Here is a 22,292-nt window from a genome sequence, read left to right as displayed (position 1 = left end):
TGGGATCTATGGGGTTAGGTTTCTACTTTGTTGCTTCTTGAGTCAGCTTGGTGAGCACTTCATTAGAACGCTCAACAAAAGATTTCATTCCTTCAGCATCAAAACCCTTTTGAGACATGAGTGCCAAATCGTATATATGTTGGCAAATCATTTTCACAAGCTGTCCGGTAGGCGACTCACCATCCCCTTGAATAATACTGCTTTGGCTGAGACTTGCCAAATTTTGAATCAGTGGGTGAGATGTGTTTACCAGCAAAATATGGTCTTCAGGAAACTCTGCTTGTTGCTGCTGCATCAGAGCATTCATTTCCCGCAAGCGGCGCAAAATTTCTGGCAAAAGCACCATAGCTGGTGGTGTTCCTTGGGGATCGTCTGCTTTTAAAGCTTCCGTGCGGATGTTCACCTTAGGTTTGTTGAGAGCTTTCTCAAAGAGATCTTTGACGGTTTCACTCCGAGTTTTATTTGTCTTTGGATCGACAATCTCCTTATCTTGGTCTTTATCCAGCAAGGTGTTGTCTAAGTCAGAATCTACCCGTGTAAATTTGACCTCATTATATTCCCGCTCTAAGAAGTTGATAAAGTGGGTGTCGATGAAAGAGTCCATAAACAGGACTTCCAAACCTTGGTTTTTATGCAGTTCTATGTAAGTCGCCTGCGACACTCCATCGGTAGCATAGAAGACACGATTCTCGTGACGTTCTTTGTTACGCTCCAGATACTCTTTCAGAGTAGTGTAGGGTGACTGAGAAGTTGGGGCTGAAGACTCAGAACTGGGAGTGACATCTTGCCATACATCACCTTCTTGAGATTGCACCTCAACTTCAACTGTTGGGTTAGCTGCTGGTGCTGATTGCGGGCTGCTACTTGGTTGATAGGTACTGCGGAAAACAATGATGTCTTCCACCTGTTTCTTAAATTTCTCGTCATTCAGAACGCCAAATTTAACGAAAGTACCCAAGTCTTTCCAAACACTGACGTACTGTTCGCGATTATCGCGGTAAAGTTCTTTAAGACGATCGCCCACTTTCTTAGCAATATAATCGCCAATTTTCCGCACGGTGCGATCGGTTTGCAAAGCACTCCGCGACACGTTCAAGGGAATATCAGTACTGTCAATCACACCCCGCATTGGCAGCAGGAACTGTGGAATAATTTCTTCACAGTGGTCGCTGACAAAAACTTGATTGCAGAACAGCTTAATCTGCCCTTTCGTTACATCAACATCCGGCTTCATCCTGGGGAAGTATAAAATACCGTTGATAATGAAAGGATAATCTGTGTTCAGATGCACCCAGAGCAACGGTTCTTCTTGGAAAGGATACAGATAGCGGTAAAACTCTAAATAATCTTCTTGACTCAAACTACTGGGAGACTCCCGCCACACAGCTCTTTGCTTGTTGATTGCCTCACCATCAAGTTTGATGGGAACTGGCATAAAGTCGCAATAAGTTTTAACAAGCTGTTTAATGCGAGAGGGTTCTAAGTACTCCACTTCTTCCTCTTGCAAGGTAAGAGTTATGGTTGTACCAAGAGTTGTACGGGATGAATCTTCCAAAGTAAACTGTGGAGAACCGTCACAACTCCAGTGAACTGCCTGCGCTCCTTCTTGATAAGACAGAGTATCGATTTCGACCTTCTGCGCCACCATAAAGGAGGAGTAGAAACCAAGACCAAAGTGACCGATAATTGGTTGGTCTGATTTGCCTTCATACTTCTTAATGAATTCCTCCGCACTGGAGAAGGCAACTTGGTTGATGTACTTCTTAACTTCCTCCGCCGTCATCCCGATACCGTTATCGGTGATGGATAGGGTTTTTTTGTCCTTATCGATGGCGATTTGAATCTCCGGTTCGCCAATTTCCCCCGAATACTCCCCAGCACGGGATACCATCTTCAGTTTTTGGATAGCATCTACAGCATTGGAAACCAACTCCCGTAAGAAGATTTCATGATCCGAGTAGAGGGACTTCTTGATTATTGGGAAAATATTCTCAGTATGAATACTTATGGTACCTTGTTCTAGCATAGTCATGCCTTCTATCAAAGTTACTGATTAGGATTTTAAGGCTAGATTAGCAGTGCTTACACTTACTTGTGCTTACGGGATATCTTCCTATATAAGATGCGGATTACCCTACATAGCCACATTTAGTAAGCAAGAATTATATTAGCAAGATTTTTTGTAAAACCGATCAAAGCCCAAACAGGAAAGAATATTTTGCTTATTTCTGAATTTATGAGAGAAAACTTCTCAAACCGTGGATACTTTTTTATGTAGGTAGGCAAAAATAAACGAAGGAATGTTAAAAAATGTTAAAAGACTAATTTTTATCCTTACTTTCTCTGCCTTGTCTTGACAATCAATATTAATGCCGACTTACTTATTTATTCATAAAATTATTCACAAGCCAAACTTTTAATCTACCTAATCTACCAATCCATAGACTATCCGCAATCATATGTAACTTTCTAGCTGCGCTTGCCCTTCTTATCTGACTCATTGTTAACCATTCACTGTGATTTTTCATGGCTTTATAGTGAATGCATTGAGTGCATGAAATATCATCTCTTTCTTCCTTCTTCCCTAAAAGCATTTGTCGAGCATAATTAATTTTTTCATTATTTAAACTTGTCTCTAAAGAAGATTCAAAAGCATTTCCAAAATCAGACCAATGATTAAAGCAACAACCTAACACTCTACCATCCCAATTTAGTTGAGGTTCATTCCACAACTGAGAACAAATTCCTTTTTGCATATAGTTAATTTTATATTTTTCTTGGTATTCGCTGCGACTAGCAACACCTAAGCCTGTAATCTTAGCAATCTTTTCTTTGTCTTTGATCGGTGAAAATGATTCATCCCAAGAAAGTTTTAACCAAAGTTCCATATTTAGTTCTTTAGCTAATTGTTTTGCAATTGGTATTTCATGCTCATTGTGGCCAAAAATTACAAATTGCCATCTTATTAATGGAAACTTGGAATTATATACTTTTTTGTAATGATTTATCTTTTTTAAATTATCAATTACGCGCTCAAAATTTCCCCGACGACGATAAATTTCATATGTCTCTTGACTAGCTCCATCTATAGAACAAGACATCTTTCTAAATTTATACTTCACCAGCCCTTCTAAAACTTCTTCACTAACAGTATTTAAGTTGACGCCATTGCTAGCAGACAAAGAAACATTTTTCTGATAACTGTATTCTAAAATTTTTAATATATCTGCATTTAAAAAGATTTCCCCCCAATTGGATAATTCTATATGTGATAACCAAGGATTTTCATCTACTAATCTTTTAAAATCTTCAAATTTCAGGAAACCCCCTCTAAGCGTTTTTTTGATTTCTCCTTGTGCTGTTGGGCAAGAAGGGCAGTTTAACTGGCAAACTGTAGCTGCGTCCAAGCGAATTTTTTTCGGTTTTATGAAAAAAGTCATATTAACTCCGAACAATACATAGTGTATATTTTTACTTTTCATACTGAAATAAACTATCCGATCAAAACACACAGGCTATTAATGTGTCAAGGAGGATTTTGTCAAATTAAATCACCTAAAAGAGGTTTGTAAATTACGTATAAATACTTAATTTTTCGAGTAATTACTTAATACTACATTTTGTAAACATCTATGATAAATGACCCCAATCTATGAGTTGAAGTTTCACTAAAAGAGATACCTTTAATGCCTAAGCAATGTATTGAGCGATCGCACTCTGCAAGCACGAATATCATCAACCTGAAGACTGGGAAGAGCCTTGAAATGAAAGCCCAGCCGCCAGTCATTCAACTACACCCTGCACGGTAATGGGCGTACCTGCTACACAAGATTGCCCAAAACGAATCTGACGATTAACCCCATAACCGCCCATAACAAAGTTTTTGACGCCACTTATAGTATAATCAAATCCACAAAAGTAAGATTTCCATGCTAGTACTGAAAACCAAACTAGAAGGAACAAGCGGGCAAAACATTATCTGAGACGAGATACTGTGTATTGCCCGCTTTGTTTGTAATAGCTACCTTCGATACTAGATGGACAACCGTGGACTTGGTAAGTACAACTTAACAAGTACTGCAAACCAGTTTGAGTAGTACAAAAAATCCCATGATTGAAAAAACAGCACAAGTGATAGAAGGCGGCATATTGCCAGAGGGAGATTATGTTTCACCAGGATTTTCCATTATTCAACCAGATTCATGTTTTCCCAATATGATTTTGGGAAATACATATGATTCTTTTTGGCTTTACTTGCGCCGGAATATTGCTCATAACTGGTACGTTGATAAGCGACAGCAGGGGGTAGGATTTGTTAGCAGAGATGAAGCTCATATTCTTTACAATACAGCCTTAAAATTTAAGGGGAAAAAAGCTTTAGAAATAGGTTGTTGGATGGGTTGGTCGGCTTGTCATTTAGCTCTAGGAGGTGTGGAGTTAGATATAATCGATCCCATGCTATCCCAACAATTATTTCATGAAAGCGTTACAGAATCACTAAAGTGGGCAGACGTGAAGGAATCTGTAAATCTCATACCAGGACATAGCCCTCAAAAAGTAGAAGAGTTAGCAAATAAATTGCAACGGAAATGGTCATTGATATTTATAGACGGTCATCACGAAGCACCAGCGCCACTCAATGATGCAATAATTTGCGAACAAGTTGCAGAAGAAGATGCTTTAATTTTATTTCACGATTTAGCCTCTCCCGATGTAGGTCAAGGGTTGAACTACTTGAAAGAGAAAGGGTGGAACACAATGGTGTATCAAACTATGCAAATCATGGGAGTTGCATGGCGGGGAAATGTTGAACCTGTCATACATCAGCCAGACACTAAAATTAACTGGAAATTACCTCCACATTTACAACATTATTCTGTTAGCGGTTCAATTCCAAATGTAGCGGGAGATAAATTTGAAAAAATTCTCAAAGCCGTTCTACCATCTACTTTCTGGAAAGAAGCAAAGTTATTGTCTCTGTACAGTCAGGCACAACAAATATATTATTATCTTTCCTGGTTGCCACAAATATTACGACAGGCGATGGCAAGAAACATAAGCAGTGACCAGTAATCAGTGACCAGTGAGCAGTGACCAGTGACCAGTCATACTGATTCTGTAGCTGTATTGAAAACTGGGTGAGAGTGGAAAGTATGCAACTTTTCACTCTCGATTTATTCACATATCTGGCTTTTTAGAACTGTTAGAGTAGCAACTAAGCTGTTAGGAAACATAGTCAATCTCTTGTTTTTTCCCATCATCACAGTTGTGCTCTCGACGTACCTGTTAGCAGTAGCGATCGCGATCGCATTTTTCACTTAAACGCGTCCAAAATTTTGGCTAATTCCTCAACGCGAAAATGAGATAATGCATCCGCCAGTTCAATGAAACGCTGATAGTGGGATTCAGCATAATCATCTGGCGTTAGCCCCAAAACTTCACAGAATTTAAAGTAATCACCCCGCCACTGAAAGTTCTCAATCCCGGTAGAAAACTTTTCAGCGACTTCCTGTGCTTCGGGGGACGGTGCATCATTAGGCATTTGCTCGGTCATGATTCGTGTTCCTTATCTCGAAGTTAGAATTTGTTCAGCCGTCACCAACAATTCGGTAAACATTTGAGAGAGAATCTGCTGTGTTCCGGAAAAACTGGTTGACTCATAACGATCCATTGCTGTTAGTAAATGTAGCACTGCTGTCTGAATACTGCGCGATTTGTCAACATGGATCGGTAAGCTAAAATAATGTAGACAGTTATGCTTGAAATCCAATGAAAATAGATATTGATATACCTGATGAAGTGCGTGTTTATGTAGAAGCACAAATCATGACAGGTGCATATAACAGCATTGGCGAATATTTTCTGGATTTGGTGCAACAAGACCAAAAACGCAAGACACAAGCGAAGTTAGAAGTACTTTTGCTGGAAGGCATTGATTCTCAAGGTCAGGAAGTTACACCAGAATATTGGCAAAATTTGCGTTCTACAGTTTTCTAAGCAAAAGAGATAATGAACAGAGTTCTTGATGAGAGAGATATTTCATTCATAACTGAGAGATTTTTCTTCAAAATCAACTATTTAAAATTCTCATCAATTCTGTGAGAAATAATGTCTTCAAAATCAGATAGAATCTGGCGAATAACTTCCTAGAGTATTCAGACAATCGTTTCCAGGTACTGAGAACTCATGAACAGAAACTCACTAGCGTGAAATGACTGTACCAACACTCACAGAAAAAACTCTCACTATCTCAAAACATGACTCGATTTCTTCATGACCAATTTGCCAAAGATTACCTCGAAAAACTGCTTCAACCCTATGGAGAAGTCAAATCTTCAAAAAAAGTCTCCTCAGAAGTTAGAGAAATCGATCTTTTGTTTGCACCAACACCGACAACAGCCCAATTAGAAACTTTAGGATTGTTAGGTAGAATCGCCGCCATCCCAGCGATTTTAGAACCGTTTCGCAATGCAGCACCTGTGGAAGACATTTGTGATTGTTTGCTCAAACTTTTACAAATTAGAGGAGAATTGCGACGCGAAGCGAAGAGAAACAACACCTCGACTCGACAAGACTCAGCCCTGCCCAAACTTTGGATACTAACACCGACAGCTTCACGCAAGTTACTCTTAGGATTTGGCGCAACTCAAGCCGAAGATTGGACTAGTGGAGTGTACTTCACCCCTGACACTTATCGAATGGCAATCATTGCGATTCATCAACTCCCACCTACCCCAGAAACACTGTGGTTAAGAATGTTGGGAAGAGGGAGAGTGCAAAGCCGCGCCATTGATGAACTAGAGGCATTGCCCATCACCCATCCGTTTCGTCAAGCAACGTTAGAATTGTTATACACTCTGAGGCAGAATTTAGCTTCCCAAACCATTGCAGAACCAGAAGATCGGGAGTTGATTATGAGATTAGCACCACTTTACCAGCAAGAGCGCGAACTTGCCAAACAGGAAGGACAGCTTGAAGGACGACTTGAAGGACGACTTGAAGGACGACTTGAGGGACAGATTGAAGAAAGAAGACAGGTTGTCGAAAACTTGTTAAGAGTTCGTTTTGGTTCTCTGGATGCGGAACTTTCGACAATGATTGAATCAATATTAACTTTATCACCAGAAGAATTTATGCCATTACTCGTGCAGTTATCACGCCCGGAGTTAATTGCTCGCTTTGGCAATAATCAGTGACCAGTGACCAGTGACCAGTGACCAGTGATTCAGTGACCAGTGACCAGTGACCAGTGACCAGTGACCAGTGACCAGTTCTACTGGTTCTGTCGTTGTATTTAAAACCGGGTGAGAGTGGAAAGCGTGCAACTTGTCGTTCGCGATTTCTCTTCTAACCCGGTTTTTTAGAACTGTTTGAGCAGCAACTAAGCTGTTAGTAAACAGAGCCAATATTTTGTTCTTGCTCATTTTGATAGTTATGTACTTGTCCTTGAGATGTTTTCTACAGTTTTCTCAGCAACAGAGATAATGAACAGATTTCTCGCTCGGAGAAATATCTCATTCATAATTGTGAGATTTTTCTTCAAAATCAACTATTTAAAATTCTCATCAATTCTCTGAGAAATAGTGTCTACAAAATTAGAGAGAATCTGGCGAATAACTTCTTAGAGTATTCAGACAGTCGTTTCCAGGTCAGGACAACGGCTAATTGTAACCTGCTACTAACAATCTGAACTCATGAACAGAAACTCACTAGCGTGAAATGACTGTACCAACACTCACAGAAAAAACTCTCACTATCTCAAAACATGACTCGATTTCTTCATGACCAATTTGCCAAAGATTATCTTGAAAAACTGCTTCAACCCTATGGAGAAGTCAAATCTTCAAAAAAAGTCTCCTCAGAAATCAGAGAAATCGATCTTCTCTTTGCACCAACACCGACAACAGCCCAATTAGAAACTTTAGGATTGTTAGGTAGAATCGCCGCCATCCCAGCGATTTTAGAACCGTTTCGCAATGCGGCACCTGTGGAAGACATTTGTGATTGTTTGCTCAAACTTTTACAAATCAGGGGAGAATTGCGACGCGAAGCGAAGAGAAACAACACCTCGGCTCGACAAGACTCAGCCCTGCCCAAACTTTGGATACTAACACCGACAGCTTCACGCAAGTTACTCTTAGGATTTGGCGCAACTCAAGCCGAAGATTGGACTAGTGGAGTGTACTTCACCCCTGATACTTATCGAATGGCAATCGTTGCGATTCATCAACTCCCACCTACCCCAGAAACACTATGGTTAAGAATGTTGGGAAGAGGGAGAGTGCAAAGCCGCGCCATTGATGAACTAGAGGCATTGCCCATCACCCATCCGTTTCGTCAAGCAACGTTAGAATTGTTATACACTCTGAGGCAGAATTTAGCTTCCCAAACCATTTCAGAACCAGAAGACCGGGAGTTGATTATGAGATTAGCACCACTTTACCAGCAAGAGCGTGAACTTGCCAAACAGGAAGGACAAAGGCAAGTTGTAGAAAACTTGTTAAAAGTTCGTTTTGGTTCTCTTGATACGGAGCTTTCCACAATTATTGAATCAATATTAACTTTACCACCAGAAGAATTTACGCCATTACTCATGCAATTATCACGCCCAGAGTTAATTGCTCGCTTTGGCAATAATCAGTGACCAGTGACCAGTAACCAGTGACCAGTAACCAGTGACCAGTAACCAGTGACCAGCGATCGGTTCTACTGGTTCTGTCGTTGTATTTAAAACCGGGTGAGAGTGGAAAGCGTGCAACTTGTCGCTCTCAAGTTCTCTTCTAACCCGGTTTTTTAGAACTGTTTGAGCAGCAACTAAGCTGTTAGTAAACACAGCCAATATTTTGTTCTTGCTCATTTTGATAGTTGTGCGCTTTTCCTGGAGACGTTTTCTACAGTTTTCTCAGCTAAAGAGATAATGAACAGGTTTCTTGATGAGAGAAATATCTCATTCATAATTGCGAGATTTTTCTTCAAAATCAACTATTTAAAATTCTCATCAATTCTGTGAGAAATAATGTCTTCAAAATCAGATAGAATCTGGCGAATAACTTCCTAGAGTATTCAGACAATCGTTTCCAGGTACTGAGAACTCATGAACAGAAACTCACTAGCGTGAAATGACTGTACCAACACTCACAGAAAAAACTCTCACTATCTCAAAACATGACTCGATTTCTTCATGACCAATTTGCCAAAGATTACCTTGAAAAACTGCTTCAACCCTATGGAGAAGTCAAATCTTCAAAAAAAGTCTCCTCAGAAATCAGAGAAATCGATCTTCTCTTTGCACCAACACCGACAACAGCCCAATTAGAAACTTTAGGATTGTTAGGTAGAATCGCCGCCATCCCAGCGATTTTAGAACCGTTTCGCAATGCGGCACCTGTGGAAGACATTTGTGATTGTTTGCTCAAACTTTTACAAATCAGGGGAGAATTGCGACGCGAAGCGAAGAGAAACAACACCTCGGCTCGACAAAACTCAGCCCTGCCCAAACTTTGGATACTGACACCGACAGCTTCACGCAAGTTACTCTTAGGATTTGGCGCAACTCAAGCCGAAGATTGGACTAGTGGAGTGTACTTCACCCCTGACACTTATCGAATGGCAATCATTGCGATTCATCAACTCCCACCTACCCCAGAAACACTGTGGTTAAGAATGTTGGGAAGAGGGAGAGTGCAAAGCCGCGCCATTGATGAACTAGAGGCATTGCCCATCACCCATCCGTTTCGTCAAGCAACGTTAGAATTGTTATACACTCTGAGGCAGAATTTAGCTTCCCAAACCATTTCAGAACCAGAAGACCGGGAGTTGATTATGAGATTAGCACCACTTTACCAGCAAGAGCGTGAACTTGCCAAACAGGAAGGACAGATTGAAGGACGACTTGAAGGACGACTTGAAGGACAGATTGAAGGACGACTTGAAGGACGACTTGAAGGACAGATTGAAGAAAGAAGACAGGTTGTAGAAAACTTGTTAAGAGTTCGTTTTGGTTCTCTGGATGCGGAACTTTCGACAATTATTGAATCAATATTAACTTTATCACCAGAAGAATTTATGCCATTACTCTTGCAGTTATCACGCCCAGAGTTAATTGCTCGCTTTGGCAATAATCAGTGACCAGTGACCAGTAACCAGTGACCAGTAACCAGTGACCAGTAACCAGTGACCAGCGATCGGTTCTACTGGTTCTGTCGTTGTATTTAAAACCGGGTGAGAGTGGAAAGCGTGCAACTTGTTGCTCGCGATTTCTCTTCTAACCCAGTTTTTTAGAACTGTTTGAGCAGCAACTAAGCTGTTAGTAAACAGAGCCAATATTTTGTTCTTTCTCATTTTGATAGTTATGTACTTGTCCTTGAGATGTTTTCTACAGTTTTCTCAGCAAAAGAGATAATGAACAGATTTCTCGCTCGGAGAAATATCTCATTCATAATTGTGAGATTTTTCTTCAAAATCAACTATTTAAAATTCTCATCAATTCTGTGAGAAATAGTGTCTACAAAATTAGAGAGAATCTGGCGAATAACTTCCTAGAGTATTCAGACAATCGTTTCCAGGTACTGAGAACTCATGAACAGAAACTCACTAGCGTGAAATGACTGTACCAACACTCACAGAAAAAACTCTCACTATCTCAAAACATGACTCGATTTCTTCATGACCAATTTGCCAAAGATTACCTTGAAAAACTGCTTCAACCCTATGGAGAAGTCAAATCTTCAAAAAAAGTCTCCTCAGAAATCAGAGAAATCGATCTTCTCTTTGCACCAACACCGACAACAGCCCAATTAGAAACTTTAGGATTGTTAGGTAGAATCGCCGCCATCCCAGCGATTTTAGAACCGTTTCGCAATGCGGCACCTGTGGAAGACATTTGTGATTGTTTGCTCAAACTTTTACAAATCAGGGGAGAATTGCGACGCGAAGCGAAGAGAAACAACACCTCGGCTCGACAAAACTCAGCCCTGCCCAAACTTTGGATACTGACACCGACAGCTTCACGCAAGTTACTCTTAGGATTTGGCGCAACTCAAGCCGAAGATTGGACTAGTGGAGTGTACTTCACCCCTGACACTTATCGAATGGCAATCATTGCGATTCATCAACTCCCACCTACCCCAGAAACACTGTGGTTAAGAATGTTGGGAAGAGGGAGAGTGCAAAGCCGCGCCATTGATGAACTAGAGGCATTGCCCATCACCCATCCGTTTCGTCAAGCAACGTTAGAATTGTTATACACTCTGAGGCAGAATTTAGCTTCCCAAACCATTTCAGAACCAGAAGACCGGGAGTTGATTATGAGATTAGCACCACTTTACCAGCAAGAGCGTGAACTTGCCAAACAGGAAGGACAGATTGAAGGACGACTTGAAGGACGACTTGAAGGACAGATTGAAGGACGACTTGAAGGACGACTTGAAGGACAGATTGAAGAAAGAAGACAGGTTGTAGAAAACTTGTTAAGAGTTCGTTTTGGTTCTCTGGATGCGGAACTTTCGACAATTATTGAATCAATATTAACTTTATCACCAGAAGAATTTATGCCATTACTCGTGCAGTTATCACGCCCGGAGTTAATTGCTCGCTTTGGCAATAATCAGTGACCAGTGACCAGTAACCAGTGACCAGCGATCGGTTCTACTGGTTCTGTCGTTGTATTTAAAACCGGGTGAGAGTGGAAAGCGTGCAACTTGTTGCTCGCGATTTCTCTTCTAACCCGGTTTTTTAGAACTGTTTGAGCAGCAACTAAGCTGTTAGTAAACAGAGCCAATATTTTGTTCTTTCTCATTTTGATAGTTATGTACTTGTCCTTGAGATGTTTTCTACAGTTTTCTCAGCAAAAGAGATAATGAACAGATTTCTCGCTCGGAGAAATATCTCATTCATAATTGTGAGATTTTTCTTCAAAATCAACTATTTAAAATTCTCATCAATTCTCTGAGAAATAGTGTCTACAAAATTAGAGAGAATCTGGCGAATAACTTCTTAGAGTATTCAGACAGTCGTTTCCAGGTCAGGACAACGGCTAATTGTAACCTGCTACTAACAATCTGAACTCATGAACAGAAACTCACTAGCGTGAAATGACTGTACCAACACTCACAGAAAAAACTCTCACTATCTCAAAACATGACTCGATTTCTTCATGACCAATTTGCCAAAGATTACCTTGAAAAACTGCTTCAACCCTATGGAGAAGTCAAATCTTCAAAAAAAGTCTCCTCAGAAATCAGAGAAATCGATCTTCTCTTTGCACCAACACCGACAACAGCCCAATTAGAAACTTTAGGATTGTTAGGTAGAATCGCCGCCATCCCAGCGATTTTAGAACCGTTTCGCAATGCCGCACCTGTGGAAGACATTTGTGATTGTTTGCTCAAACTTTTACAAATTAGGGGAGAATTGCGACGCGAAGCGAAGAGAAACAACACCTCGACTCGACAAAACTCAGCCCTTCCCAAACTTTGGATACTGACACCGACAGCTTCACGCAAGTTACTCTTAGGATTTGGCGCAACTCAAGCCGAAGATTGGACTAGTGGAGTGTACTTCACCCCTGACACTTATCGAATGGCAATCATTGCGATTCATCAACTCCCACCTACCCCAGAAACACTGTGGTTAAGAATGTTGGGAAGAGGGAGAGTGCAAAGCCGCGCCATTGATGAACTAGAGGCATTGCCCATCACCCATCCGTTTCGTCAAGCAACGTTAGAATTGTTATACACTCTGAGGCAGAATTTAGCTTCCCAAACCATTTCAGAACCAGAAGACCGGGAGTTGATTATGAGATTAGCACCACTTTACCAGCAAGAGCGTGAACTTGCCAAACAGGAAGGACAGATTGAAGGACGACTTGAAGGACGACTTGAAGGACAGATTGAAGGACGACTTGAAGGACGACTTGAAGGACAGATTGAAGAAAGAAGACAGGTTGTAGAAAACTTGTTAAGAGTTCGTTTTGGTTCTCTGGATGCGGAACTTTCGACAATGATTGAATCAATATTAACTTTATCACCAGAAGAATTTATGCCATTACTTTTGCAGTTATCACGCCCGGAGTTAATTGCTCGCTTTGGCAATAATCAGTGACCAGTGACCAGTAACCAGTGATTCAGTGACCAGTGACCAGTGATTCAGTGACCAGTAACCAGTGACCAGCGATCAGTTCTACTGGTTCTGTCGTTGTATTTAAAACCGGGTGAGAGTGGAAAGCGTGCAACTTGTCGCTCTCAAGTTCTCTTCTAACCCGGTTTTTTAGAATTGTTTGAGCAGCAACTAAGCTGTTAGTAAACACAGCCAATATTCTGTTCTTGCTCATTTTGATAGTTGTGCGCTTTTCCTGGAGACGTTTTCTACAGTTTTCTCAGCTAAAGAGATAATGAACAGGTTTCTTGATGAGAGAAATATCTCATTCATAATTGCGAGATTTTTCTTCAAAATCAACTATTTAAAATTCTCATCAATTCTGTGAGAAATAATGTCTTCAAAATCAGATAGAATCTGGCGAATAACTTCCTAGAGTATTCAGACAATCGTTTCCAGGTACTGAGAACTCATGAACAGAAACTCACTAGCGTGAAATGACTGTACTAACACTCACAGAAAAAACTCTCACTATCTCAAAACATGACTCGATTTCTTCATGACCAATTTGCCAAAGATTATCTTGAAAAACTGCTTCAACCCTATGGAGAAGTCCAATCTTCAAAAAAAGTCTCCTCAGAAATCAGAGAAATCGATCTTTTGTTTGCACCAACACCGACAACAGCCCAATTAGAAACTTTAGGATTGTTAGGTAGAATCGCCGCCATCCCAGCGATTTTAGAACCGTTTCGCAATGCGGCACCTGTGGAAGACATTTGTGATTGTTTGCTCAAACTTTTACAAATTAGGGGAGAATTGCGACGCGAAGCGAAGAGAAACAACACCTCGGCTCGACAAGACTCAGCCCTGCCCAAACTTTGGATACTAACACCGACAGCTTCACGCAAGTTACTCTTAGGATTTGGCGCAACTCAAGCCGAAGATTGGACTAGTGGAGTGTACTTCACCCCTGATACTTATCGAATGGCAATCATTGCGATTCATCAACTCCCACCTACCCCAGAAACACTGTGGTTAAGAATGTTGGGAAGAGGGAGAGTGCAAAGCCGCGCCATTGATGAACTAGAGGCATTGCCTATCACCCATCCGTTTCGTCAAGCAACGTTAGAATTGTTATACACTCTGAGGCAGAATTTAGCTTCCCAAACCATTTCAGAACCAGAAGACCGGGAGTTGATTATGAGACTAGCACCACTTTACCAGCAAGAGCGCGAACTTGCCAAACAGGAAGGACAGCTTGAAGGACAGATTGAAGAAAGAAGACAGGTTGTAGAAAACTTGTTAAGAGTTCGTTTTGGTTCTCTGGATGCGGAACTTTCGACAATTATTGAATCAATATTAACTTTATCACCAGAAGAATTTATGCCATTACTCTTGCAGTTATCACGCCCAGAGTTAATTGCTCGCTTTGGCAATAATCAGTGACCAGTGACCAGTGACCAGTAACCAGTGACCAGTTCTACTGGTTCTGTCGTTGTATTTAAAACCGGGTGAGAGTGGAAAGCGTGCAACGTGTCGCTCGCGATTTCTTCTCATACCCGGTTTTTTAGAACTGTTTGAGCAGCAACTAAGCTGTTAGTAAACAGAGCCAATATTTTGTTCTTGCTCATCTTGATAGTTGTGTACTTGTCCTTGAGATGTTTTCTACAGTTTTCTCAGCAACAGAGATAATGAACAAATTTCTCGCTCAAAGAAATATCTCATTCATAATTGCGAGATTTTTCTTCAAAATCAACTATTTAAAATTCTCATCAATTCTGTGAGAAATAGTGTCTACAAAATTAGATAGAATCTGGCGAATAACTTCCTAGAGTATTCAGACAATCGTTTCCAGGTACTGAGAACTTATGAACAGAAACTCCCTAGCGTGAAATGACTGTACCAACACTCACAGAAAAAATTCTCACTATCTCAAAATATGACTCGATTTCTTCATGACCAATTTGCCAAAGATTACCTTGAAAAACTGCTTCAACCCTATGGAGAAGTCAAATCTTCAAAAAAAGTCTCCTCAGAAATTAGAGAAATCGATCTTCTCTTTGCACCAACACCGACAACAGCACAATTAGAAACTTTAGGATTGTTAGGTAGAATCGCCGCCATCCCAGCGATTTTAGAACCGTTTCGCAATGCAGCACCTGTGGAAGACATTTGTGATTGTTTGCTCAAACTTTTACAAATTAGAGGAGAATTGCGACGCGAAGCGAAGAGAAACAACACCTCGACTCGACAAAACTCAGCCCTTCCCAAACTTTGGATACTAACACCGACAGCTTCACGCAAGTTACTCTCAGGATTTGGCGCAACTCAAGCCGAAGATTGGACTAGTGGAGTGTACTTCACCCCTGACACTTATCGAATGGCAATCATTGCGATTCATCAACTCCCACCTACCCCAGAAACACTGTGGTTAAGAATGTTGGGAAGAGGGAGAGTGCAAAGCCGCGCCATTGATGAACTAGAGGCATTGCCCATCACCCATCCGTTTCGTCAAGCAACGTTAGAATTGTTATACACTCTGAGGCAGAATTTAGCTTCCCAAACCATTTCAGAACCAGAAGATCGGGAGTTGATTATGAGATTAGCACCACTTTACCAGCAAGAGCGTGAACTTGCCAAACAGGAAGGACAGCTTGAAGGACGACTTGAAGGACGAATTGAGGGACAGATTGAAGAAAGAAGACAGGTTGTAGAAAACTTGTTAAGAGTTCGTTTTGGTTCTCTGGATGCGGAACTTTCCACAATGATTGAATCAATATTAACTTTATCACCAGAAGAATTTATGCCATTACTCGTGCAGTTATCACGCCCGGAGTTAATTGCTCGCTTTGGCAATAATCAGTGACCAGTAACCAGTGACCAGTGACCAGTAAGCAGTTATCAGTCCTACTGATTTTGTAGCTTTATTTAAAACCGGGTGAGAGTACAAAGCGTGCAACTTGTCGCTCTCGATTTCTCCTCATACCCGGTTTTTTAGAACTGTTTAAGCAGCAACTAAGCCTCGCGTGACGCTTCAATCAACAAAGTCTTACCCTGTGTCGCTGGTACCTTCACCACCATTTTCTTACTAAACATTAGCTCGTTATCCCCAACATCAATAACCACCGTATCACCGGGAACAAACGTATTCTCCAACAACTTAGTCGCCAATGGGTTTTCTACTTCCCGTTGAATTGCTCGTTTAATCGGTCTTGCACCGTAAACTGGATCGTATCCCACTTCCACCAAGCGATCGCAAGCTGCAGCAGATATTTCCAAGGAAATTTTCTGCTCGTTGAGGAGACTTTCCACGCGTTTGAGTTGAATGCGAACAATTTTCCGCATTTCACTGCGATTGAGAGTGTGGAACAAAATAATATCATCAACCCGGTTGAGAAACTCCGGGCGGAAGTGAGAACGCAAAGCATCCATCACCCGGTTCCGCATTTTCTCATAATTCGCGTCATCCCCAGATATATCCAGTATATGTTCGCTACCGATATTACTGGTCATCACAATTACAGCGTTGCGAAAATCAACCGTCCTTCCCTGAGAGTCAGTAATTCTCCCATCATCCAACACTTGCAACAAAATATTAAACACATCGGGGTGAGCTTTTTCCACTTCATCCAGCAGCACCACTGAATAAGGACGGCGACGCACTGCTTCCGAAAGCTGACCCCCTTCCTCATAACCCACATACCCTGGAGGCGCACCCACCAATCGGGACACCGAGTGTTTCTCCATATACTCAGACATATCCAAACGCACCAAAGCGTCAGCCGAATCAAAGAGAAACTTTGCCAATGCACGAGCCAGTTCCGTTTTCCCCACACCTGTCGGCCCCATAAACAAGAAGGAACCGATAGGACGGCTGGGGTCTTTCATCCCCGCACGGGCGCGACGAATAGCCGCCGCCACAGCCGATACAGCTTCCTGCTGCCCAACAACCCGTTCGTGCAGGTGATTTTCCAATTGCAACAACTTTTTCCGTTCCGATTCCAACAGACTATTAACCGGAATCCCCGTCCATTTAGCAACAATTTCCGCAATGTCAGATTCTGTTACCTGTTCTCGCAGTAAAGTCGCTCCCGTACTTTGAATTTCTAAGAGTTGCGTTTCTTTAGTTTCGCGATCGCGCTGCACTCCTTCCAACTTACCATACTTCAACTGTGCCGCTTTATTCAAATCATACGCACGTTCTGCTTGTTCAATTTGCACTCGTAGCTTTTCTTCTTCTTGCTTCAAAGCGCTAATGGCTTCCAACAGTTGCTTTTCACCCTGCCATTGATTGTTTAAATTTTGCTGTTTTTCCGTCAAATTGGTAATTTCTTGCTCAATTCGCTCAAAACGCTCTTTCGTTTGAACTGTCGCCTTTTCTTCCCCAGCCAGAGACAATTTCTCCATCTCCAACTGCATCAACCGTCGGTCAATGATTTCCAATTCTGTTGGCTTGGAAGTAATCTCCATTTTCAACTGTGCTGCTGCTTCATCCACCAAATCAATCGCCTTGTCTGGTAAAAATCGGTCAGAAATATACCTTGCTGACAGTGTTGCTGCAGCTACCAGTGCTGAGTCAGAAATTTTCACATTATGATGAACTTCATAACGCTCTTTCAATCCCCGCAGAATGGAAATAGTATCCTCCACACTCGGCTGATCCACAAAAACTTGTTGAAAGCGCCGTTCCAAAGCCGCATCTTTTTCAATAAATTTCCGGTACTCATCTAAAGTTGTCGCCCCAATACAGCGCAGTTCTCCCCGTGCGAGCATTGGTTTGAGTAAATTCCCTGCATCCATAGACCCCTGTTGATTGGAACCCGTACCCACAACAGTGTGCAGTTCATCAATAAACAGAACAATTTGCCCGTTGGATTCTGTGACTTCTCGAAGCACCGATTTCAAACGGTCTTCAAATTCACCTCGATACTTCGCCCCAGCTATCAAACTTCCAATATCCAGAGCCATCAACTGACGGTTTTTCAAAGATTCCGGAACATCACCATTCACAATCCTCTGCGCCAACGCTTCTGCGATCGCAGTCTTACCTACCCCAGGTTCCCCAATCAATACCGGATTATTCTTGCTCCGGCGCGACAAAACTTGTACGACACGACGAATCTCGTCATCACGTCCAATAACCGGGTCTAACTTACCAGCCTTTGCCTGTTCTGTCAAGTCTCTGCCAAACTTTTGTAAAGCTTCATAACGAGACTCCGGATTTTGGTCAGTCACCTTTTGACTGCCGCGCACCGATCTAATCGTAGCCTCTAGCTTAACAGCATCTACATTAAAACTCTTCAGCACCCGCCGCCCAATGCGATCGTCCTCGGTAAAAGCCAAGAGTAAGTGTTCAATCGATATAAAGCCATCCTTCATCCTCGCCCTAGCTTCCTCAGCCTTATCCAACATCAGGTCTAAACTACGACCCAAGTAAAGCTGGTCATTTTTCCCCACTTTTGCCTGACGCTGGGTAAAAGCTTCGAGTTGTTGTTGCAAGCGCGAAGGATCAATTTCACACCGACTAAAAATACGTGTTGCTAGCCCCGTTGGTTCTTCCAATAGAGCAAGCACTAGGTGTTCAACATCAAGTTGTTGTTGTTGATAGGCGCGGACAATATCTTGCGATTTGACAATTGCTTCCCAAGCTTTATCAGTAAATTTATTCGGATCTGTAGGCTGCATCTTTACGATTTTGGATTTTAGATTTTAGATTTTAGATTGGGGTTTTTAAACTAAGTATAGAGGTTAGGGGCTAGGGGTTAGGGAAAAGGGATTTCTCCCATCTCGTTCCTGGGCTGCTAGCTTGAAAAAGGGAGTGGGGAGTAGGGAGTAGGGAGTGGGGAAAAAGGGATGTTCATGATTGGTGGCGAAAATTTTTTTCGTCAGGACTGCCTTAATATTTTATACTTTACTGGAGGCAGAGCCTCGCGGTAGGTATTCCCACGCCGAGCCTGGGAACGAGACTGGGTAGTGAGCATGAAAGAATAAAGTTGAGTTGTATGTTGCATCCATCTTTTTATGGTGCAACTCTAGATTAATATACAAGCATTATTAGAGTATTTTTTCTTGTATCTATGGACTGGTTAGTGGTTAGCTTTAGCTCTCCCTACGCTGTAGGGGCGCAAGGCGTTGCGCCCCTACCAACCACTCATTACGGACAGGCGAGACGCCTGTCCTACACAACTAACAACTAACAACTAACCACTAACCACTAAAACACAATCACCGTTCTGAGAGTTCCTTGCCAAATAGTACTGTTGGAAGTACTGTTATCAGCATTGGTGACTACCGACAATATAGGGGTAATACTGAGATTATCGTTTAGTTCTAAATTATAAAATGTTTCAAAGTTAACTTGATTTGCATTTCCCAATTTGTTGGTGACGAAAGGTTGACCAACAGCGAAACCCGCCGTCGTTCCTGGAATGAAGAGGTTACGAAGACCAAATCCCACTGCCCAACTGAAGGAATGTAAATCTAAGTCCTGGTTGATAGCGGTGTTAAATCCCTGATAATTCCCAAATCCCAGGCGCGTAAATATCCCTATATAACGGTTCAGCGCATACTCGGCATTAACACCAAAGGCATTAATGTCAGTGTTATTAATTGCAGCATTAGTATATTGTAGTCTGAATGCAAAGCGATCGCGGGCAACGTATTCCACTTCCACGCTCGTTTGGTATCTATCCCCAAAAAAACCACCATCCGTGCTTGAGTTGGGATTATTTGCATCAGCAGCAACATAGAGAGAACGTAAAGTAAAAGGTCCGCTACCTGGGTTCCATGCAACAACAGCTCCTGCGCCACCATTTCGGTCGATTTGGTTTTGGACAATGAGAGGGTTATTCAGAAAAAAACTAGAACTAAAATCAACAGCTTCGTTGTTAGCATAAGTGTTACGGTCAATAAAATCCCGTGGCGAGATTTTTGTCCCAACAGTCACTGCTAAATCGGAAACTGGACGAAACGTGTAATACAAGCGCCTGAGACTGAGACTGGTATCAGATCCTATGTAATCCAACCCACCTCCATTGGCAATAAAACCACGTGTTCCTAGCAAGTTGACGTTTTTCTCTTGCGCCTGTCCAATCGTATCAAGCCCGTTATTACTTGCTTCCAACTGAGTCAGGAGTAAATCTTGACCGTTAAAACTTGTTAAGAAATTTAACCGTTCGCGAGCAATTATGCTAGTTCCAGAATTGCTCCCCTCAGTGTAGGCAAAAATCACCTGTCCTTGGAGTTTGGTGGTGGTAGAAAATTCATTCGCCTCAAGTTGAGTCACTCGATCTTCAGTAGACGCAATTCTTTGCTGCAATTGATCCAAGGCAGAACGATAATCTTTTTGCAATCGCCTTAAGGTCACCAAATCCTCTTGAATATAGCGATCGCCAATAGCATTGGCAACTAAGCTATCCACTTTATCCAAAGTAGCCGCCAAAGCAGCCGCAAATTCATAACGAGACAGAGGGCGGTTACCGCGAAACTTACCATCAGAATACCCAGAGAGAATGCCGTAGCGTTCCATGAGCGATCGCAAAGCCTGATAAGCCCAGTCAGTCGGTTGAACATCAGACAATTCCGAAACCGAAGTTGGTGGAGCAAACTCTTGAGTCACAGTGTCAGATAATGCTGAATCATCCGTAAAATCTTCAGATAATTCATCCGTTACATCTGTTTCCTCATCCGTCGCCACATCCATCGCCGTTGAAAAAGCAGCCTCTTGGCGCTGTAGAGAAGGCAAAGAACTCGCTGTTGAAGGAAAGCACAGGTGGCTAAAAATAATACAACCAATAGAACTTCCCGCCAACAATTTTTGAGAACGAATTCTCCGCCACTTGCATTGCTTAACGCTCAACTCCATCACACTTATGTTTTTAATTTAAGATTACTAGGCAGTCACTTGCTGTGCAGTTTCTTGTTTAGCAGCAGACCCTTGAGTACCCAGTTGAATCAGTTCTACCTTATATCCATCTGGATCTTCCACAAATGCGATAACCGTAGAACCATGCTTCATTGGACCTGGTTCCCGCACCACTTTAGCACCATGTTTTCTAATTTCCTCACAAGTTGCGTAGATATCATCAACTCCAAGAGCGATGTGACCGTATGCACTACCCAAATCGTACTTGTCTACGCCCCAGTTGTAAGTCAATTCCAAAACTGTATGGTCACTTTCGTCACCATAGCCAACAAAAGCCAGAGTAAACTCTCCCCCTGGATAATCCTTTCGCCGCAATAGTTTCATTCCCAGAACTTCACAGTAAAACTTTAGAGATTCTTCAAGATTGCCTACCCGTAGCATTGTATGCAGCAGTCGCATAATTTTTCCCCTTTGATGCTTCCGCATTTATTGTAAGTGGTTAGTTGTTAGTTGTTAGTGGTCACTGGTCACTGGTCACTGGTCACTGGTCACTGACCAACCCTCCGCGATAACCCGTAATCAAACGGCGACCATCCTTGAAAATATGAACTTCTATTTGGTCGCTAGCCCAAGTGATTTGGTCTTGAAAAGCTGGGTTCAGCACATGAATTCGTTGATTGCTAGAAGAAACAGGGGAAAGTGGTGAATTGATTGCTAGTGACTCAACGTAAGCACCATCAATCAGAATATCTAACTGTTCCAATAAATCTTGAGCACCAGCTGGTCCGGAGGGCGATCGCAATTGTTCTAAAGTAAAACCAGAAAAAGACATAACATTCAGCCCAGCTGCTTTCACTTTACGAGCAAGAGAAGCCAGTGCAGGAGCTTGCCAAAAAGGTTCCCCTCCAGAAAATGTCACCCCTTGATTGCGGGGCTTGCTGAGAATTTTTTCAGCTAAGCTATCAACCGATACCAGTTGATTAATTTCAAACGACCAAGATTCAAGATTAAAACAACCCGGACACTCCCGCGAACAACCCTGCACCCAAATAACAGCACGACATCCGGGACCATTAACCTCTGATTCATCTACGTAGCCCATAATGTTGAGATATCCAGCCGGAATCTCAATCAAAGAAAGATAAGGATTTGTTTTCTGTTGAGTCATTTGGATTTTGGATTTTGGATTTTGGATTTTGGATTGAGCAGAGTAACCATTAACCTGGTCACTGGTCACTGGTCACTGGTCACTGGTCACTGGTCACTGGTCACTGGTCACTGGTCACTGGTCACTGGTCACTGGAAATCTTCGTTAATGTACGAGCAGATCGCC

The 22,292-nt window shown here is 42.0% G+C and carries 22 protein-coding genes; 10 read left to right on the top strand and 12 right to left on the bottom strand.

Features of this window, described 5'->3' with window-relative positions; all coding sequences use genetic code 11:
- Positions 1-22: 22 nt before the first annotated feature.
- Both htpG and WA1_RS32245 read right to left on the bottom strand, forming a co-directional pair.
- Positions 23-2,026, bottom strand: a complete 2,004-nt coding sequence (htpG, locus tag WA1_RS32250; RefSeq protein WP_017747369.1) for a molecular chaperone HtpG — start codon at positions 2,024-2,026, stop codon at positions 23-25.
- A 355-nt stretch (positions 2,027-2,381) separates the two neighbouring features.
- Positions 2,382-3,440 (bottom strand): radical SAM/SPASM domain-containing protein, encoded by a 1,059-nt coding sequence (locus tag WA1_RS32245; RefSeq protein WP_017747370.1) that lies wholly within the window; start codon positions 3,438-3,440, stop codon positions 2,382-2,384.
- Positions 3,441-3,686: 246 nt separating this feature from the next.
- Between WA1_RS32245 and WA1_RS60500 the strand changes: the two genes are divergently transcribed.
- Positions 3,687-3,809 carry a hypothetical protein gene (locus WA1_RS60500; RefSeq protein ID WP_272819274.1) on the top strand — a complete coding sequence of 41 codons (123 nt, stop codon included), beginning with the start codon at positions 3,687-3,689 and terminating at the stop codon, positions 3,807-3,809.
- A 301-nt stretch (positions 3,810-4,110) separates the two neighbouring features.
- Positions 4,111-5,073: a class I SAM-dependent methyltransferase gene (locus tag WA1_RS32240; protein ID WP_017747371.1), complete on the top strand. Its 963-nt coding sequence runs from the start codon at positions 4,111-4,113 to the stop codon at positions 5,071-5,073.
- Positions 5,074-5,314: 241 nt separating this feature from the next.
- On the opposite strand, the gene WA1_RS32235 is transcribed toward WA1_RS32240, so the two are convergent.
- Complete coding sequence (locus WA1_RS32235) at positions 5,315-5,554, bottom strand: hypothetical protein (RefSeq protein ID WP_017747372.1); 240 nt, start codon at positions 5,552-5,554, stop codon at positions 5,315-5,317.
- A 215-nt stretch (positions 5,555-5,769) separates the two neighbouring features.
- Between WA1_RS32235 and WA1_RS32230 the strand changes: the two genes are divergently transcribed.
- Positions 5,770-5,997, top strand: coding sequence for a ribbon-helix-helix domain-containing protein (locus WA1_RS32230; protein ID WP_017747373.1), 228 nt, complete (start codon positions 5,770-5,772; stop codon positions 5,995-5,997).
- Between the two features lie 260 nt (positions 5,998-6,257).
- Complete coding sequence (locus WA1_RS32225; RefSeq protein ID WP_017747374.1) at positions 6,258-7,196, top strand: RpnC/YadD family protein; 939 nt, start codon at positions 6,258-6,260, stop codon at positions 7,194-7,196.
- On the opposite strand, the gene WA1_RS32220 is transcribed toward WA1_RS32225, so the two are convergent.
- Positions 7,167-7,424 carry a hypothetical protein gene (locus tag WA1_RS32220; RefSeq protein WP_017747375.1) on the bottom strand — a complete coding sequence of 86 codons (258 nt, stop codon included), beginning with the start codon at positions 7,422-7,424 and terminating at the stop codon, positions 7,167-7,169. The two genes, WA1_RS32225 and WA1_RS32220, sit on opposite strands and share 30 nt — an antisense overlap.
- A gap of 341 nt (positions 7,425-7,765) precedes the next feature.
- Between WA1_RS32220 and WA1_RS32215 the strand changes: the two genes are divergently transcribed.
- Positions 7,766-8,644 (top strand): hypothetical protein, encoded by an 879-nt coding sequence (locus tag WA1_RS32215; protein ID WP_066613099.1) that lies wholly within the window; start codon positions 7,766-7,768, stop codon positions 8,642-8,644.
- Here the strand turns inward: WA1_RS32215 and WA1_RS32210 are convergent.
- A complete protein-coding gene (locus tag WA1_RS32210; protein ID WP_017747377.1) occupies positions 8,615-8,857 on the bottom strand; it encodes a hypothetical protein in 243 nt (80 codons plus the stop codon). The two genes, WA1_RS32215 and WA1_RS32210, sit on opposite strands and share 30 nt — an antisense overlap.
- 308 nt (positions 8,858-9,165) lie before the next feature.
- Between WA1_RS32210 and WA1_RS32205 the strand changes: the two genes are divergently transcribed.
- Complete coding sequence (locus tag WA1_RS32205; RefSeq protein ID WP_066613096.1) at positions 9,166-10,128, top strand: RpnC/YadD family protein; 963 nt, start codon at positions 9,166-9,168, stop codon at positions 10,126-10,128.
- On the opposite strand, the gene WA1_RS32200 is transcribed toward WA1_RS32205, so the two are convergent.
- Positions 10,099-10,341, bottom strand: a complete 243-nt coding sequence (locus WA1_RS32200; RefSeq protein WP_066613093.1) for a hypothetical protein — start codon at positions 10,339-10,341, stop codon at positions 10,099-10,101. The genes WA1_RS32205 and WA1_RS32200 overlap by 30 nt on opposite strands.
- A gap of 308 nt (positions 10,342-10,649) precedes the next feature.
- Here WA1_RS32200 and WA1_RS32195 point away from each other — a divergent pair, with 308 nt between their 5' ends.
- Positions 10,650-11,612: an RpnC/YadD family protein gene (locus WA1_RS32195; RefSeq protein ID WP_066613090.1), complete on the top strand. Its 963-nt coding sequence runs from the start codon at positions 10,650-10,652 to the stop codon at positions 11,610-11,612.
- Here the strand turns inward: WA1_RS32195 and WA1_RS32190 are convergent.
- Positions 11,606-11,797: a hypothetical protein gene (locus WA1_RS32190; RefSeq protein WP_066613083.1), complete on the bottom strand. Its 192-nt coding sequence runs from the start codon at positions 11,795-11,797 to the stop codon at positions 11,606-11,608. The two genes, WA1_RS32195 and WA1_RS32190, sit on opposite strands and share 7 nt — an antisense overlap.
- Positions 11,798-12,138: 341 nt before the next feature.
- On the opposite strand from WA1_RS32190, the gene WA1_RS32185 reads away from it, so the two are divergent.
- The gene (locus WA1_RS32185) at positions 12,139-13,101 is read left to right on the top strand and encodes an RpnC/YadD family protein (RefSeq protein ID WP_066613081.1); all 963 of its coding nucleotides are present in this window, start codon (positions 12,139-12,141) and stop codon (positions 13,099-13,101) included.
- Positions 13,102-13,123: 22 nt separating this feature from the next.
- On the opposite strand, the gene WA1_RS32180 is transcribed toward WA1_RS32185, so the two are convergent.
- Positions 13,124-13,330 carry a hypothetical protein gene (locus WA1_RS32180; protein WP_017747383.1) on the bottom strand — a complete coding sequence of 69 codons (207 nt, stop codon included), beginning with the start codon at positions 13,328-13,330 and terminating at the stop codon, positions 13,124-13,126.
- Between the two features lie 308 nt (positions 13,331-13,638).
- Here WA1_RS32180 and WA1_RS32175 point away from each other — a divergent pair, with 308 nt between their 5' ends.
- Together WA1_RS32175 and WA1_RS32170 are read left to right on the top strand one after the other, a co-directional pair.
- On the top strand, positions 13,639-14,541 hold the full coding sequence (locus WA1_RS32175; protein ID WP_066613080.1) for a hypothetical protein: 903 nt from the start codon (positions 13,639-13,641) through the stop codon (positions 14,539-14,541).
- Between the two features lie 493 nt (positions 14,542-15,034).
- The gene (locus WA1_RS32170; RefSeq protein WP_017747385.1) at positions 15,035-15,961 is read left to right on the top strand and encodes an RpnC/YadD family protein; all 927 of its coding nucleotides are present in this window, start codon (positions 15,035-15,037) and stop codon (positions 15,959-15,961) included.
- Between the two features lie 149 nt (positions 15,962-16,110).
- Here the strand turns inward: WA1_RS32170 and clpB are convergent, their stop codons facing one another.
- From clpB to WA1_RS32150, 4 genes are all read right to left on the bottom strand, one after another.
- Positions 16,111-18,780, bottom strand: coding sequence for an ATP-dependent chaperone ClpB (clpB, locus tag WA1_RS32165; RefSeq protein ID WP_017747386.1), 2,670 nt, complete (start codon positions 18,778-18,780; stop codon positions 16,111-16,113).
- A 529-nt stretch (positions 18,781-19,309) separates the two neighbouring features.
- Entirely contained in the window at positions 19,310-20,959 is a 1,650-nt protein-coding gene (locus WA1_RS32160) for an iron uptake porin (RefSeq protein WP_017747387.1), read from the bottom strand.
- Positions 20,960-20,986: 27 nt separating this feature from the next.
- Positions 20,987-21,418, bottom strand: coding sequence for a lactoylglutathione lyase (gene gloA / locus WA1_RS32155; RefSeq protein ID WP_017747388.1), 432 nt, complete (start codon positions 21,416-21,418; stop codon positions 20,987-20,989).
- Positions 21,419-21,500: 82 nt separating this feature from the next.
- Complete coding sequence (locus WA1_RS32150) at positions 21,501-22,127, bottom strand: 4Fe-4S single cluster domain-containing protein (protein ID WP_026135106.1); 627 nt, start codon at positions 22,125-22,127, stop codon at positions 21,501-21,503.
- Between the last annotated feature and the right edge of the window lie 165 nt (positions 22,128-22,292).

The organism is Scytonema hofmannii PCC 7110, assembly GCF_000346485.2.
GTDB lineage: Bacteria > Cyanobacteriota > Cyanobacteriia > Cyanobacteriales > Nostocaceae > Scytonema > Scytonema hofmannii.
Note: the sequence above shows the minus strand (reverse complement) of the source record. Positions and strands in the feature narration are given on the sequence as shown.

Bases quoted from the DNA above. Each gene is read 5' to 3' on its own strand.
- WA1_RS32205 (WP_066613096.1), top strand. From the start codon at position 9,166: ATGACTCGATTTCTTCATGACCAATTTGCCAAAGATTACCTTGAAAAA.
- gloA (WP_017747388.1), bottom strand. From the start codon at position 21,418: ATGCGACTGCTGCATACAATGCTACGGGTAGGCAATCTTGAAGAATCT.
- WA1_RS60500 (WP_272819274.1), top strand. From the start codon at position 3,687: ATGCCTAAGCAATGTATTGAGCGATCGCACTCTGCAAGCACGAATATC.
- WA1_RS32220 (WP_017747375.1), bottom strand. From the start codon at position 7,424: ATGAGCAAGAACAAAATATTGGCTCTGTTTACTAACAGCTTAGTTGCT.
- WA1_RS32150 (WP_026135106.1), bottom strand. From the start codon at position 22,127: ATGACTCAACAGAAAACAAATCCTTATCTTTCTTTGATTGAGATTCCG.
- WA1_RS32245 (WP_017747370.1), bottom strand. From the start codon at position 3,440: ATGACTTTTTTCATAAAACCGAAAAAAATTCGCTTGGACGCAGCTACA.
- WA1_RS32225 (WP_017747374.1), top strand. From the start codon at position 6,258: ATGACTCGATTTCTTCATGACCAATTTGCCAAAGATTACCTCGAAAAA.
- WA1_RS32200 (WP_066613093.1), bottom strand. From the start codon at position 10,341: ATGAGAAAGAACAAAATATTGGCTCTGTTTACTAACAGCTTAGTTGCT.
- WA1_RS32190 (WP_066613083.1), bottom strand. From the start codon at position 11,797: ATGAGAAAGAACAAAATATTGGCTCTGTTTACTAACAGCTTAGTTGCT.
- WA1_RS32235 (WP_017747372.1), bottom strand. From the start codon at position 5,554: ATGACCGAGCAAATGCCTAATGATGCACCGTCCCCCGAAGCACAGGAA.
- WA1_RS32230 (WP_017747373.1), top strand. From the start codon at position 5,770: ATGAAAATAGATATTGATATACCTGATGAAGTGCGTGTTTATGTAGAA.
- WA1_RS32210 (WP_017747377.1), bottom strand. From the start codon at position 8,857: ATGAGCAAGAACAAAATATTGGCTGTGTTTACTAACAGCTTAGTTGCT.
- WA1_RS32180 (WP_017747383.1), bottom strand. From the start codon at position 13,330: ATGAGCAAGAACAGAATATTGGCTGTGTTTACTAACAGCTTAGTTGCT.
- WA1_RS32185 (WP_066613081.1), top strand. From the start codon at position 12,139: ATGACTCGATTTCTTCATGACCAATTTGCCAAAGATTACCTTGAAAAA.
- WA1_RS32215 (WP_066613099.1), top strand. From the start codon at position 7,766: ATGACTCGATTTCTTCATGACCAATTTGCCAAAGATTATCTTGAAAAA.
- WA1_RS32175 (WP_066613080.1), top strand. From the start codon at position 13,639: ATGACTCGATTTCTTCATGACCAATTTGCCAAAGATTATCTTGAAAAA.
- htpG (WP_017747369.1), bottom strand. From the start codon at position 2,026: ATGCTAGAACAAGGTACCATAAGTATTCATACTGAGAATATTTTCCCA.
- clpB (WP_017747386.1), bottom strand. From the start codon at position 18,780: ATGCAGCCTACAGATCCGAATAAATTTACTGATAAAGCTTGGGAAGCA.
- WA1_RS32195 (WP_066613090.1), top strand. From the start codon at position 10,650: ATGACTCGATTTCTTCATGACCAATTTGCCAAAGATTACCTTGAAAAA.
- WA1_RS32170 (WP_017747385.1), top strand. From the start codon at position 15,035: ATGACTCGATTTCTTCATGACCAATTTGCCAAAGATTACCTTGAAAAA.
- WA1_RS32160 (WP_017747387.1), bottom strand. From the start codon at position 20,959: ATGGAGTTGAGCGTTAAGCAATGCAAGTGGCGGAGAATTCGTTCTCAA.
- WA1_RS32240 (WP_017747371.1), top strand. From the start codon at position 4,111: ATGATTGAAAAAACAGCACAAGTGATAGAAGGCGGCATATTGCCAGAG.